11 protein-coding genes are annotated in these 13,626 nt (G+C 61.0%); 7 read left to right on the forward strand and 4 right to left on the reverse strand.

The features are described 5' to 3' along the window. Positions 1–163: 163 nt before the first annotated feature. The 3 genes from H0I86_RS32360 to H0I86_RS14405 all read right to left on the reverse strand — a co-directional run bounded on the left by H0I86_RS32360 (position 164) and on the right by H0I86_RS14405 (position 3,766). Complete coding sequence (locus tag H0I86_RS32360; RefSeq protein ID WP_308416479.1) at positions 164–985, reverse strand: immunity protein Imm33 domain-containing protein; 822 nt, start codon at positions 983–985, stop codon at positions 164–166. Positions 986–1,232: 247 nt separating this feature from the next. Next, positions 1,233–2,444, reverse strand: coding sequence for an MFS transporter (locus tag H0I86_RS14400; protein WP_180925530.1), 1,212 nt, complete (start codon positions 2,442–2,444; stop codon positions 1,233–1,235). A gap of 272 nt (positions 2,445–2,716) precedes the next feature. Beyond that, positions 2,717–3,766: an NAD(P)-dependent alcohol dehydrogenase gene (locus tag H0I86_RS14405; RefSeq protein WP_180925531.1), complete on the reverse strand. Its 1,050-nt coding sequence runs from the start codon at positions 3,764–3,766 to the stop codon at positions 2,717–2,719. Between the two features lie 167 nt (positions 3,767–3,933). Between H0I86_RS14405 and H0I86_RS14410 the strand changes: the two genes are divergently transcribed. Beyond that, complete coding sequence (locus tag H0I86_RS14410) at positions 3,934–4,884, forward strand: AraC family transcriptional regulator (protein ID WP_180925532.1); 951 nt, start codon at positions 3,934–3,936, stop codon at positions 4,882–4,884. Positions 4,885–5,144: 260 nt separating this feature from the next. On the opposite strand, the gene H0I86_RS14415 is transcribed toward H0I86_RS14410, so the two are convergent. Then, complete coding sequence (locus tag H0I86_RS14415) at positions 5,145–6,023, reverse strand: LysR family transcriptional regulator (protein WP_180925533.1); 879 nt, start codon at positions 6,021–6,023, stop codon at positions 5,145–5,147. A gap of 131 nt (positions 6,024–6,154) precedes the next feature. On the opposite strand from H0I86_RS14415, the gene H0I86_RS14420 reads away from it, so the two are divergent. The 6 genes from H0I86_RS14420 (at position 6,155) to H0I86_RS14445 (ending at position 13,579) form a co-directional block, all read left to right on the forward strand. Further along, entirely contained in the window at positions 6,155–7,021 is an 867-nt protein-coding gene (locus tag H0I86_RS14420; RefSeq protein ID WP_180925534.1) for an alpha/beta hydrolase family protein, read from the forward strand. A 126-nt stretch (positions 7,022–7,147) separates the two neighbouring features. Then, positions 7,148–8,716, forward strand: coding sequence for an ABC transporter substrate-binding protein (locus tag H0I86_RS14425; RefSeq protein WP_180925535.1), 1,569 nt, complete (start codon positions 7,148–7,150; stop codon positions 8,714–8,716). Positions 8,717–8,727: 11 nt separating this feature from the next. Continuing rightward, positions 8,728–9,669: an ABC transporter permease gene (locus H0I86_RS14430; protein ID WP_180925536.1), complete on the forward strand. Its 942-nt coding sequence runs from the start codon at positions 8,728–8,730 to the stop codon at positions 9,667–9,669. Beyond that, on the forward strand, positions 9,666–10,535 hold the full coding sequence (locus H0I86_RS14435; protein ID WP_180925537.1) for an ABC transporter permease: 870 nt from the start codon (positions 9,666–9,668) through the stop codon (positions 10,533–10,535). Before H0I86_RS14430 ends, H0I86_RS14435 begins: the two co-directional genes overlap by 4 nt. 2 nt (positions 10,536–10,537) lie before the next feature. Next, positions 10,538–12,169 carry an ABC transporter ATP-binding protein gene (locus H0I86_RS14440; RefSeq protein WP_180925538.1) on the forward strand — a complete coding sequence of 544 codons (1,632 nt, stop codon included), beginning with the start codon at positions 10,538–10,540 and terminating at the stop codon, positions 12,167–12,169. A 129-nt stretch (positions 12,170–12,298) separates the two neighbouring features. Continuing rightward, positions 12,299–13,579, forward strand: a complete 1,281-nt coding sequence (locus tag H0I86_RS14445) for an OprD family porin (RefSeq protein WP_180925539.1) — start codon at positions 12,299–12,301, stop codon at positions 13,577–13,579. The last annotated feature ends 47 nt before the right edge of the window (positions 13,580–13,626 follow it).

The raw sequence follows: 13,626 nt of genomic DNA on the forward strand, positions 1-13,626 counted from the left end.
TTTCCATGTGGCCTTGTTGTATGAATTAGTCTGAATCGAGGGTAAACCCCGGTGCTACCACTGCAATATGACGGTTATTAGAGGCCCGCCATTCTCCTTCGGGAAGCCCTTGCTGGCAAGGATCGCCCAGAGGGGCTAGTGAACCATCTCGGTTAAATGATTTTCACTCGCTGTCAGCTTCCATCCAAACATCTTCGTAGCCTTCGTTGTCGATAATGAACCTGGCGCCAGCGGGTAGGCAGAGGTAATTCATCACCTGTGGCAGCATTTCCCTTAGATGCTCAGTGTGAGCCGCTTGATAAAAATCATCAGCGCTCGAATGTTCTCCACAGTGAATAAACCAACTGACATTACCGCCCTCCGGCAGCGAAATTCGTGTGCCATAAATAGGTGACTGGCCCAGCGTGGCAATCGCAATGGCGACCATCTCGTCTGGAGGCAGTACAGGTAGTCCGTATTTTTCACAGATATCTTTCTGCATGTTAGGCAATGCCTCGGAATACTTCGATCTGGAACGAGCAAGCGTTTGAGGGGGACATAACTTTTGAAAGTACTTGAAAAACGCTTGCGCCGCGTCCGGGTCCAGGTTCTTCAAATAAAGATAAAAATAAAATAGCGGAGTTTCTTCACCCGAGTTATCGCGTAGCCAATCGCTTTCATTGCCAAAACAGCAAATGACACTGCGAGCCAGGGCGGAGCACGCCGGGTCCGACTCGCGATATGTTTTTTCCATGGGCCATAGCTTGAGAAAGGATTCTTGCCTCAGGCTCTCATTGGACTCCAGTGTTCCAGGGACAATGGCCTGTTTCAAATAGCCAGCCATCTCTTGAAGTTTTTCGTCAGAGATGTTTTTTAGTTTTCCATTCTGGACAAGTTCAAGCAGGAGTTTTGCATAGTGGCGCACCATGTCATTAATTGAAATTCCCTTGCCAAGCAATTGTGATTCAAGAGACTCAATGTCTTCGATTTCTTGAGGGTCGATCATATTGCTTTTTGGCGCCTGTAAATGACATGGATTCAATCGTTATCGAGAGGCTAGGCTTTTAAACCAGGGCAAAGGCAGTTGTCAAAGACAGCTCTTTAGGCGGAAGGCCTTATTCGGCTCTACCTCATCAGCCGCTGAGACAGTCCGTTCATTGTTTAGGTCGAACGGTGGGCCATGGCGAACGCTTGCATCCATCCCAAAATCGCCTTCCAGCAAGTGCTCATGATCCTGACCCGTTGCATCCAACTCACGCCGCCACGTTCGATGCCCGGAAAGGCGCACGCGTGGCGGCGCGGGCCACCAATGCCGCCAGCACGGCAGCCACCACCAGCACTGCCGCGCTCAGTTCGAAGGTCGCCTGATAACCGCTCAGGTCGAAGGCCAGGCCGCCCATCGTGGCGCCCGCGGTTATCGCCAGCTGGATGATCGCCACCATCAAGCCGCCACCGGCTTCCGCATCGTCCGGCAGGGCGCGGGTCAGCCAGGTCCACCAGGCGACCGGAGCGGCGGTCGCCACCAATCCCCAGAGGCCCAGCAGGACGCTGGTGACCGACACCGAAGCGCCAAACGCCACCAGGGCCATGGCGATCGCCGCCATCATCAGCGGGATAATGATCAGCGTGCGATACAGGGCGTTTTTCAGGAAGGCTTCGATCAGGAAGGTGCCGGCCAGGCCGGACACGCCGATTACCAGCAGCATCAGTGACAGCGTCGATACCTGGACCTGGGTGACCGTTTCCAGGAAGGGCCGCAGGTAGGTGAACAGCATGAACTGGCCCATGAAAAACAGGCTGACCGCCAGCATGCCCAGGGCCACCGGGATTCTTTTCATCAGGCTGAAGACATTGCCGGTGCCGGCGGCCGGCTGCGCTTTCAGGGGCGGCAGGCTGACCAGCAGCCAGACGGCGGCGAGGGCAGCGACCGGCACCACGCAGAAGAACGCCCCGCGCCAACCGATCAGGGAGCCGAGGAAGCTGCCCAGGGGCGCGGCGATCACGGTCGCCAGGGCATTGCCGCCGTTGACGATGGCCAGGGCGCGCGGTACCTGGTTCTGTGGCACCAGGCGCATAGTGGTGGCCGCCGACAGCGACCAGAAACCGCCGATCGCCACGCCGATCAGCGCGCGACCGGCCATGAAACTCAGGTAGTCCGGGGCGAATGCCACCACGGTTCCGGAGACGATCATCAACAGGGTCAGGGACAACAGCAGCCGCTTGCGATCGACCCGGGCCGCCACCGAGGCGATCAGCAGGCTGGTGAACAGGGCAAACAGGCCGGAGATGGAAATGCCCTGGCCGGCTTGCCCCTCGCTGACCTGCAGATCCGCGGCGATAGGTGTCAGCAGGCTGACCGGCATGAACTCGGAGGCCACCAGGGCAAAGGCGGCGAGGGCCATGGCCAGCACGGCGCCCCAGGTGTGCCGGCCCTCGGGCGATTCGGCGTGGAAGATAGCAGTCATGGAGACAGGTTTCCTGTGTGGCTGGAAGCACCCGTGCTGACCGACAGCCTTGTGGGCCGGATCTTGCGGGCGCTTCGGTTCATAAGTGGGTGCACGGCAGGTGCGTGAATGAGGACCGACAGCCTTGCCTGTCAGCCGCCCCGGCGCTGGAGCAGGTCCAGTCGCGGCCGGGGAAAACGCGGCACCGGAACCGGCACCGCGAAGCAAAGGGGGCCCAACCTGGGCACCCACCGGACTACTTAAGGTGGCTCGGGATCAGGCGATTGCCGTGCTCAGCCCGCGAGGGTGGCGTTGTCGATCACGAAGCGGTACTTGACGTCGCCCTTGAGCATGCGTTCGTAGGCGTCGTTGATCTGGTCCGCGCGCACCAGTTCGATGTCGGCGACGATGCCGTGCTCGGCGCAGAAGTCGAGCATCTCCTGGGTCTCGGCAATGCCGCCGATCATCGAGCCGGCGAGGGTCCGGCGCTTCATGATCAGGTTGAACACATTGGGCGAGGCGTGGGGCGTCGCCGGGGCGCCCACCAGGGTCATGGTGCCGTCGCGCTTGAGCAGTACCAGGAACGCGTCGAGATCGTGGGGCGCGGCGACGGTGTTGAGGATCAGGTCGAAGCTCTTGGCGTGGGTGGCCATTTCCTCGGCGTTGCGCGACACCACCACTTCGTCGGCGCCCAGTTGCAGGGCGGCCTCGCGCTTGGAGTCGGAGGTGGTGAAGGCCACCACGTGCGCGCCCAGGGCATGGGCCAGCTTGATGCCCATGTGGCCCAGGCCACCGATGCCGACCACGCCGACCTTCTTGCCGGGCCCGACGTTCCAGTGGCGCAGCGGCGAATAGGTGGTGATGCCCGCGCACAGCAGCGGCGCGACGGCGGCCAATTGTTCCTCGGGGTGGCGGATGCGCAGCACGTAGCGCTCGTGGACCACGATCTGTTGCGAGTAGCCGCCCAGGGTCCAGCCCGGGGCATCCGGGGTCGGGAAGTTATAGGTGCCGATCATGCCGTCGCAGTAGTTCTCCAGGCCGTCCTCGCAGTCGGCGCAGTGCTTGCAGCTGTCGACGATGCAGCCGATGCCGACCAGGTCGCCCGGGCGGAAACCGTGCACATGGGCGCCGACCGCCGCGACCCGGCCGACGATCTCGTGCCCGGGCACGCAGGGAAATTGCGTGCCTTGCCACTCGGCGCGCACCTGGTGCAGGTCCGAGTGGCAGATGCCGCAGAAGGCGATGTCGATCTGCACGTCATGGGCGCCGGGGGCGCGGCGGGTGATCTGCAGTGGTTGAAGAGGTTGGTCGCCCGCATGGGCGCCATAGGCGTTGACTAACATTGCACACTCCATCCAGCGTTACGTTGGACGGTCATTTTCCCGGCCAGGCCCAAGTAGCCTGTAGTGCATTACGCTGGAGTTCTTGCCCGATTCTCTGGACTTTGCTTTTTTCGGTAGGACGCCCGCAAGGGCCGGGTTAACGTTTGGCGAGGAGGGTACACACCGACATGACACGCAAACACGACACTCACACCCAAACGCCCCAGGAAACCCTCGCGCGCATCATTGGCGCCCGGATCAAACACTCGGGAGACTGCTCGACAGCGATCCCCGGCCTGGGTTTCTTTCGCCGCGACATCCCTTCACCGCCCTCTGTGTGCATGGTCGAGCCGAGCATCATCCTCGTTGCCCAAGGGGCGAAACAGCTGTGGGTCGGCGGCGAAGCCTACCCCTACGACACCTCGCGCTTTCTCGTCACCTCACTGGACCTGCCAGCCAATTCCGAGGTGACGGCGGCCAGCCTGGAACAACCCTGCCTGGGGCTGGGCTTCAAGCTCGACCCGCGCATGCTGGCGGAACTGGCCGCCCAGGGCGGGCTGCTGCAACCTCGCGATCGAAGCACAGGCAAGGGCGTGGGCATCGGCACCGCGACATCGGCCATGCTCACCTCGTTCGTGCGCCTGCTGGAATTGCTGGACGAGCCCGAAGCCATTCCGGTGCTGGCCCCGTTGATCCAGCGCGAGATCCACTACCGCCTGCTGATGAGCGACCAATCCGCGCGGCTGCGGCAGATCGCCTCCGTCGACGGCCAGGGCCACCGCATCGCCAGGGCCATCGACTGGCTGAAACTGAATTACACCGCGCAACTGCGCGTCGATGAACTCGCGTCCCGCGTGCAGATGAGCACGCCCACCTTCCACCACCACTTCCGCCAACTCACCGCCATGAGCCCGCTGCAATACCAGAAATGGCTACGACTGACCGAAGCCAAACGCCTGATGATGAACGAACACCTGGACGTATCGAGTGCCGCCTTCAAGGTCGGCTATGAAAGCCCGTCGCAGTTCAGTCGGGAGTACAGCCGGTTGTTTGGCTTGGCGCCCAAGCGGGATATTGCGCAGTTGCGGGCTTGTGGGGGAGGGGGTGAGCAGGAGGGGCTGGGGCTTACGGGCATTTGATTACACCCTCAATTGAACGTCTGCGGTTTCTAATGAGAGACCGCAAACACCCTCGAAGCAATCATTTGCGAAGGGCAGCAATCGGCCAATTGCGGCCTGTTGCGAACGGCTGCATTGACCCTGAATGGCCAGTCGTCAACGTCATTTCGGGGTCGAAAGGTGCTTGCTCCACAAGTGCGGGAAGTCCTTCCAGAGAGACAGGGGTGCAGTTCACGGCCTTTCCCGATGACAGACACTAATGAACCGCGCTAAGGGAAGGGTTACTTTGCCACAGCCGACATCAGCAACTTGCGAATTTCCCCTGTAATCGCACTTTTGGTGCCTTGTTCCAATATCCCCACCCGGCGTACTGCCAGGTCGCCCGGCAACGGCAGCACCCGCAGGCTTGGGTCTTTGTGCCAGTCGAAATTTTTCAGCAGCGGCACAATCGCCACCCCGACTTGCTGGCGCACCAGGTCGGCGATTCCGATGATCGAGTTCAGTTCCAGGATCTCCAGCGGTTCGACCGATTCACTCTTGATGATCGACTGCACCTTGCGACCCACTGCCGTGGACCTGTCGTAGCGAATAAACGGCTGGGTTCTCAGCAACTCCACTGCATCGTTGATGCCGGCGGTCTGTGTGGCATTGGCGAGCATGACGATCGGTTCGTTGTACAGCAGGGTCCAACTCAAGCCATCGAAGTTTTGCCGCGCGGTCTCGATCAGCAGCGCGGCGTCGAGTTTGGCGGCCTGCACCAGGTTGACCACTTCGTCGGAACGGGCGGTCATCAGGTTGACCGATATCCTGGGGTGCAGCTTTTTCAGTTGCACCAGGCAATTGGCGAGCAGGCCCATGCCAGAGGTAATGCCGCCGATCGACACTTCGCCCTCCATGGCCTCGCCGTCGGGGGCTTCGGTGATCATTTGCTCGTAGTCCGCCAGCAGACGCTTGGCCTTGGGCAGCAATAACACACCATCGCGGCTCAGCTTGATTTGCCGCTGGCTGCGGTCGAACAACGGCCGGCGCATTTCCTCTTCGAGTGCGCGCATTTGTTGGCCGACGGCGGCGTTGGTCAGTGCCACGCGGTCGGCAGCGGCGGCAAAGCTGCCGTACTCGGCGACGGCGATAAACGTCTTGAAAAACCGAATGTTGCTCATGGGTCAACTCGCAGCCATGGGTAGAGCTTGATCGTAAAGGTTTTGTTTGCCCTGGATAAAGTTTAATTAGTTTTTCTTTTTATAGCGCCCGACCAATACTCAAGTCCGAACTGACTCGGCGAACTTTCCACATGAGCAATCCAGATACCAACCCCATCGACGCGGCCTTGCGTGCGGCCAAAAACGTGTATCACCTCGGCGCTACCACGGTGTACTCGCACCGCGAGGACAGCCGTTTTGCCTACACCCTCTATGTGCCCGAAACCATCGAAGACAGCTCCCGGCCAGTGGATCTGGTGGTGTCGCTGCACGGCTCGACCCGTGCGATGGAGATTTATCGCAATGGCTTCGCGGAGTTTGGCCGCTGGAACGATTGTGTGATCCTGTCGCCACTGTTCCCGGTCGGCGTGCTGGGTGACAGCAACGGCGATGGCTACAAGCAACTGGTCGAGGGCGATATCCGTTACGACCAAGTATTGCTCGACATGATCGCCAGCGTCGGCAAGCGCTACGGTCGTCGCTTCGATACCTTTGCGCTGTTCGGCTATTCCGGCGGCGGACAATTCACCCACCGGTTCTGCTACCTGCACCCCGAGAAACTCTGGGCGGCGTCCATCGGTGCGCCGGGCTCGGTGACCTTGCTCGATTCCGAGCAGGACTGGTGGGTCGGCGTGCGGGACTTCGCGACGCGCTTTGGCAAACCGTTGAACCTGCAAGCCTTGCAGCAACTGCCGGTGCACATGGTGGTCGGCGATTCAGACCTCGAAACCTGGGAAATCACCCACCGCGAAGGGGGCAAATACTACATGGCCGGTGCCAACGCTGCCGGACGCACGCGCCCGGAGCGCCTGGCCAGCTTGAAGGCGAGTTTCGAAGCCGCCGGCGTGCAAGTGCACTTCGACCTGTTGCCCAACGTCGCGCACCAGGGCATCAAGGCCATGCCGGCTGCCCAGGACTTCTTCGCCAAGGTGTTGCGCCGCAAGCGCAGCCTTGGCTGATACACCGCTGGTAGATGCACTCAGAACAGGCCGTATAACAATAACCAAGGATTCACTCATTCTGATGCCGGTCCTGCCTTGGCCCTCGCCACTGACCGGAAAATTTCTTCAAGGAGTCTTTCTCCCGTGAATAGTTACGTAAAGACGGCACTGGCCGTCGCGATGTCGGCGTGCACCTTTTCCATGGCCGTCGCGCAAGACAAGGTCATCAGCGTTGGTCTCAATGGTGATATCCGCAGCACCGACCCGGGCGTCAACCGTGACGACAATACCGATGCGGTGATGATGCATATCGTCGAAGGGCTGGTGGCGTATCGCGAAGACACCAGCATCGCGCCGATGCTGGCCAGTGCAGTCGCTGTCTCGCCGGACGGCCTGCGCTACACCTTCAGCCTGCGAGACGGCGTGCACTTCCAGAATGGCCAGCTGTTGACGGCCAAGGATGTGCAATGGACCTGGCAGCGCTACCTGGACCCCAAGACCCAGTGGCGTTGTCTGGCGGAGTTCGACGGGCGTGGCGCAGCCAAGATTGTCGATGTCGCCACCCCTGACCCGAAAACCGTGGTATTCACGCTGGACCAGGCCAACGGTTTGTTCCTCGCCGCGATGGCTCGCCCGGATTGTGCCGGCAGTGGCATCCTGCACCCGGACTCCCTGGCCGCCGATGGCAGTTGGCGTGCACCGATTGGCACCGGGCCCTTCACCCTGGGCAAATGGCAGAAGGGCCAGTACGTCGAACTGGATCGCTTCAAGGAATACACGCCGCGTGCCGAGGCCGAGGCGGACGGGTACACCGGCAACAAGCAGGCGTTTGTCGACAAGGTGCGTTTCGAGGTGATCCCCGATTCGGCCTCGGCCAAGGCCGCGCTGTTCTCGGGTGGCGTCGACCTGCTGCCGGACGTGACGGCGATGGACGCCGCACAACTCAAGCAGGTCAAGAATCTGCAGATCCAGGTCAGCCCGATCATGACCATCAGCGGCCTGCTGTTCCAGACCCGTGACCCGTTGCTCAAGGACGTACGCATTCGTCGCGCGGTGGCGTTGTCCCTGGATTACGCACAGATGGTGGCGGCCTTGTCCGATGGCTTGTCGGTAGTTAACAACTCGGTCATCCCCACCGCCAGCCCGTACTACGATGACACCGCGCACCAGGGCTACACCTACAACCTCGACGAGGCCCGGCGCCTGTTGAAAGAGGCCGGTTACGGCGGCGAAAAAATCCGCATGCTGGTCAACAAGCGCTACCCGCAGATGTTCGACATGGGGTTGCTCAGCCAGGCCATGACTCAGGCGGCGGGGCTGAATATCGAGATGGAAACCCTGGAGTGGGGCACGCAGCTGGAGCGCTACCAGACCGGCAGCTACCAGATGATGTCCTTCTCCTATTCGGGGCGTTTCGATGCGGCGCAGAGCTACGAATCAGTGATCGGCGACAAACAGAAGGAGCCGCGCAAGGTCTGGGACAACCCCGAAGCCTTGGCGATATTGCGCGAGGCCCAGCGTGAGGTTGACCCCGCCAAGCGCCAGCCACTGTTCGACAAGCTACACACCTTGATGCTCAAGGATGTACCGATGGTGGTCATCTACAACGGTACCGCCATCGGCGCCATGGGTAAGCGCGTTGAAGGTTATCGCTCCTGGCCCGTTGCCAAACCGCGCCTGTGGGGCGTGAAGCTGGCCGACACTTCCAAGTAAGGCGTACCGCTATGTTTCGATTCATATTGCACAGGCTCGGCATGGCGGTGCCGACCCTTCTGTTGATCTCGGTGATTGTATTTGCCTTGATTCGCCTGATCCCCGGCGACCCGGCGTTGTTGATGCTGGGCGACATGGCCGACCCGCAAAGCCTTGCCGACATGCGCAGCAGCCTGGGGTTGGACCACTCGGTGGTGACCCAGTACCTGATCTGGATCAAGTCGGTGCTCAGTGGCGATCTCGGGATGTCCATCAGCAGCCGCCAGCCGGTATTGGAGTTGCTGATCGAACGATTCAGCGTCAGCGCCACAGTGGTGCTCGTCGCGGTGTTACTGGCGACCCTGCTCGCGGTGCCGGTGGGTTTGCTCGCTGCCTGGAAGCAAAACAGTGCGCTGGACTTGGGCCTGGTGGCTACGGCGACGTTGCTGCTGTCGGTGCCGAGTTTCTGGTTGGGCTTGTTGTTGCTCTATGTGTTTGGCATTCAGCTCGGCTGGTTGCCGGTGATCGGTTACGTCGGCTTTGCCAGCGACCCGATGAAAGCGTTGACCTATGTGGTGCTGCCGATCATCACCCTGACCCTGGTGGAGTTCGGCGCCATTGCGCGGATGGCGCGGGCCAGCACCATCGAAGTGCTGCGCCTGGAGTACATCGCCCATGCTCGGGCCAAGGGGTTATCGGAAGGGGCGGTGCTGTGGAAACACGCTCTGCGCAATGCGTTCGCGCCCACCTGGACCTTGATTGGCCTGATTCTCGGCAATTTGCTCGGCGGCATTGCGGTACTGGAAACCGTATTCACCTTGCCCGGTATTGGCCGCTTGATGGTCGATGCGATCTTCTCCCGTGACTACCCGGTGCTGCAGGGTTGCCTGCTGCTGGTCACCTGCATCTACGTGTTGGTCAACCTGTTGGTGGATCTGTTGTATCCGCTGTTCGATCCAAGGGTGAAGCTATGAACCTCAAGACTCCTGCCTTGCCGGCAGGGCTGGATAACCAGCCTCGACGTGCCTGGCGTTACCCGCCGTTGAATGCATTGATCGGCGGCAGCTTACTCGCGGCACTGGTATTGCTGGCGTTGCTCGGCGTGGTGTGGACACCTTATGACCCGCTCAAGCTGGACCTGTTGTCGCGCCTGCACGCGCCAAATGCTGTGCACTGGCTGGGCACCGACGAATTCGGCCGTGACGTGTTCAGTCGATTGATCATTGGTGCACGCACCAGCCTGTGGATCAGCCTGCTCTCGGTGAGCGTGGCGGTTATCTGCGGCACGGTAATCGGTATGCTTGCCGGTTACCTGCGCGGCTGGACCGACCGCGTGCTGATGATGTTCAACGATGCTCTGCTGGCGTTTCCGGGCATTCTCATGGCCCTGGGCATCATGGCAATCATTGGTGCCAGCCAGTACGGCATCGTGCTCGCCCTGGGCATTGCCTATACCCCGTCAGTGGTGCGGGTAGTGCGGGGCAGTGTGTTGTCGTTGCGTGAGCTGGAGTTCATCGAGGCCTCTCGGGTGATCGGCAACTCCGAGCTGTACACCATGTTCCGCCATATCACCCCCAACTGTCTGGCGCCGCTGTGTGTGCTGGGCACGAGCATGTTCGGCTGGGCGTTGCTCTCGGAGAGTGCGCTGAGCTTCCTTGGTCTGGGCGTACCGCCGCCGGCCGCGACCTGGGGCAGCATGCTCTCGGCGAGCCGCACCTACATCTCGACGGCGCCGTGGCTGGGGATCTTCCCGGGCATTTTTATCAGCCTGACGTTGCTGGCTATCAATCTGTTCGGCGATGCCTTGCGTGATCGTCTCGACCCGCGCATGAGGAAATGAGCATGAGTGTTCCAGTGCCATTACTGGCCGTTGAAAATCTACAGATTCGCGTCGGTGCAGACGGTCCGCTGGCCGTCGATGATTTCAGCTTCACCATGGCCCCTGGCGAGATCGTCGCGCTGGTAGGCGAATCGGGCAGCGGCAAGACCATGGCCGCACGCGCTGCCATTGGCTTGCTGCCGGCACCGATGCAGGTGTGTGGTGGACGCATCACCTTCCAGGGCGAACCGCTGGACAGCGGCAATGCCAAGGCGATGCGTGAAGTGCGCGGTGCGCGGATCGGCATGGTGTTCCAGGAACCAATGGTCTCGCTCAACCCCGCGCTGACGATTGGCCGGCAGATGAGCGAGGCGCTCAAGCTGCATACCGCGCTGGATGCGGCGACGATCCGCGAGCGCTGCAGTGCCATGTTGCAACGCATCGGTATCAAGGATGCCGAGAAATGCCTGGGGTCCTACCCGCACCAGTTCTCCGGCGGCATGCGCCAACGCATCATGCTGGCCTCGGTGATGTTGCTGCGTCCGGCGCTGCTGATCGCTGACGAGCCAACCACGGCGCTCGATTGCCTGGCACAACTGGACGTGATCGAGTTGATGCTGGAGCTGACGCGCGAGCAAGGCACCGCGATTTTGTTCATCAGCCACGACCTGTCCCTGGTGGCGCGTTATGCCCACAAGGTAGTGGTGATGCGTGCGGGCAAGGCGGTGGAGCAGGGCCGTATCGAAGACATCCTGTTCGCGCCGAAGGCCGACTACACCCGGCAGTTGCTTGAAGCGCTGCCACGGCGCGGCGAGCTGGTGCCATTGCCGGCCACCGACAACGCGTTGTTACAGGTCCGGGATGTGTGCATCGAACACCCGGGGCCGCGCAGTTTCTGGGGGCGCAGCGTACCCAGGCGCGTGGTGCATTCGGTGAACCTGAGCATTGCACCGGGCGAGACCTTGGCCTTGGTCGGTGGCAGCGGTTCGGGCAAAACCACCCTCGGGCGTGCAGTGGTCGGGTTGGTCGCGCCATGCGCTGGGGCCATCCTGTTCCAGGGCGTGGATATCCTCAAGGCCGCCAACCGTGGACACCGCCTGCAATGCCAGATGATTTTCCAGGACCCGTATTCTTCCCTCGATCCACGCATGACCGTCGGCCAGATCATTGCCGAGCCGCTGCGCCATGAGCCGGGGCTGACGGCCGCGCAAAAACGTCAGCGGGTCACCGAGACCCTGGTTGACGTCGGCTTGCCCGAGCAGTTCCGTGAGCGCTTTGCCCATCAACTCTCCGGTGGCCAGCGCCAGCGCGTGGCGATTGGCCGGGCGCTGGTCAGGCGGCCCAAGCTGGTGATTGCCGATGAGCCGATTTCGGCGTTGGACATGACCATTCAAAAGCAGATTCTTGAGTTGTTCGAGCGCTTGCAACGCCAATACGGGTTCGCCTGCCTGTTCATCTCCCACGACTTGTCGGCAGTGGAGCGCATCGCTCATCGCGTGGCGGTGATGAACCAGGGCGAAGTGGTTGAAATGGGGCCGCGCGACACCATTTTCGACACCCCACAACATCCCTATACCCGCCGGCTGCTCGCAGCGGCCAGCCCCTTGGAGAAACGTGCGGATGGCAGTTACCGCCTCCGCGCCGGTGTGATTTAGGTACTGCTGCACCCCAGGCCATGTTTTGAAACCCAACCCTTCGTCAATCGGTGATTGGCGAGGCGGGCGAAGCCATGGCCGAAGAAAACAAAAACAACCCCACTCAACCTGTCTGCCAGGAACCTACACATGAATAACCGCATCAACAAAGTTGTCACCAGTGCCAGCGTCATGGGCGTCGGTTTCATGCCCTTGTTTGCCCAGGCCGACTTTGTCGCCGACAGCAAGGCCTCGCTTGAATTGAAGAACTATTACTTCAACCGCGACTATCGCGAGTCCAGCGGACAGAACAAGCGCGCCGAGTGGGCGCAGGGGTTTATTCTCAACCTCGAATCGGGCTTTACCGACGGCACGCTGGGTTTTGGCCTGGACGCGGTCGGCATGCTGGGCGTGAAGCTCGACTCGAGCCCGGATAACTCCGGCACCGGGCTGCTGGCGCGCTCGAGCGTGGCCGAACCGGGCTCTCCCAGCTATGCACGCCGTGCCCATGACAATTACTCCAAACTCGGCATCACCGGTAAGGCGCGTATGGCCCAAAGCGAGCTGCGTGTGGGCTATATGGTGCCGGACCTGCCCACCCTGCAACCAAACCTCAGCCGTCTGTTCCCGCAGAGTTTCAGTGGCACAGCGCTCACCTCCAAGGACATCGACAAGCTGACCCTGACCGTGGGCCAACTGGACCAGGTCAAGCAACGCGACTCGACCCACTACGAGGACATGGGCCTTACCAGCCAGTACGGCGCCTACAAAAGCAGCGCCAAAAGTGATGAGTTCCGCTACGCCGGCGGCGAGTACAAGCTCACGCCAACCACGGTCGTTACCTATCAGTACGCACAACTGGAAGGCCTCTACCAACAGCACTACCTGGGTTTGAAAAATAGCTTCAAGTGGGGCCCCGGTACGTTCAAGACCGACATTCGTTACTTCAACGCCAGTGAAGACGCTGCGGCCCTGGCCGGCAAGGTGGATAACCGTGCGTTGAGTACCCGTATCGGCTACAGCCTCTATGGCCACAACCTCAGCGGCGGTTACCAGGAACAATACGGCTCGACGCCGTTCACCTACGTGGACGGCACTAACACCTACCTGTTCACCGAGTACCAGCTGGCCAACTTCTCCCAGACCGGCGAGCGCGTGTGGCATGCCCGCTATGACTATGACTTCGCCTCGCTGGGCCTGCCGGGCCTGCTGTTCTCGACGCGTTATGCCACGGGCGACAACGCCAAGGTCATCGGATTCAAGGGCGAAGGGCGCGAGTGGGAGCGCGATTTCAGCCTCGGCTACGTCGTGCAAAGCGGCACGTTCAAGGATGTGTCTCTGCGTTGGCAGAACGCCAGCGCCACCAGCAACTTCACCCGTGACACCAACGAAAACCGAGTGATCCTGGGTTACACCGTGGCGCTCTGGTAGCAGTAACGGCGTGCAACAGGGTCAGCCTGTTGCACGCCAAGGCAGTG

Origin of the sequence: Pseudomonas chlororaphis subsp. aurantiaca (assembly GCF_013466605.1) — a bacterium.
Classification (GTDB): domain Bacteria; phylum Pseudomonadota; class Gammaproteobacteria; order Pseudomonadales; family Pseudomonadaceae; genus Aquipseudomonas; species Aquipseudomonas chlororaphis_I.

Excerpts from the sequence above, each read along its gene's own strand:
- H0I86_RS14435 (WP_180925537.1), top strand. The coding sequence starts at position 9,666 with ATGAACCTCAAGACTCCTGCCTTGCCGGCAGGGCTGGATAACCAGCCT.
- H0I86_RS14415 (WP_180925533.1), bottom strand. The coding sequence starts at position 6,023 with ATGAGCAACATTCGGTTTTTCAAGACGTTTATCGCCGTCGCCGAGTAC.
- H0I86_RS14430 (WP_180925536.1), top strand. The coding sequence starts at position 8,728 with ATGTTTCGATTCATATTGCACAGGCTCGGCATGGCGGTGCCGACCCTT.
- H0I86_RS14410 (WP_180925532.1), top strand. The coding sequence starts at position 3,934 with ATGACACGCAAACACGACACTCACACCCAAACGCCCCAGGAAACCCTC.
- H0I86_RS14400 (WP_180925530.1), bottom strand. The coding sequence starts at position 2,444 with ATGACTGCTATCTTCCACGCCGAATCGCCCGAGGGCCGGCACACCTGG.
- H0I86_RS14445 (WP_180925539.1), top strand. The coding sequence starts at position 12,299 with ATGAATAACCGCATCAACAAAGTTGTCACCAGTGCCAGCGTCATGGGC.
- H0I86_RS14405 (WP_180925531.1), bottom strand. The coding sequence starts at position 3,766 with ATGTTAGTCAACGCCTATGGCGCCCATGCGGGCGACCAACCTCTTCAA.
- H0I86_RS14420 (WP_180925534.1), top strand. The coding sequence starts at position 6,155 with ATGAGCAATCCAGATACCAACCCCATCGACGCGGCCTTGCGTGCGGCC.
- H0I86_RS32360 (WP_308416479.1), bottom strand. The coding sequence starts at position 985 with ATGATCGACCCTCAAGAAATCGAAGACATTGAGTCTCTTGAATCACAA.
- H0I86_RS14440 (WP_180925538.1), top strand. The coding sequence starts at position 10,538 with ATGAGTGTTCCAGTGCCATTACTGGCCGTTGAAAATCTACAGATTCGC.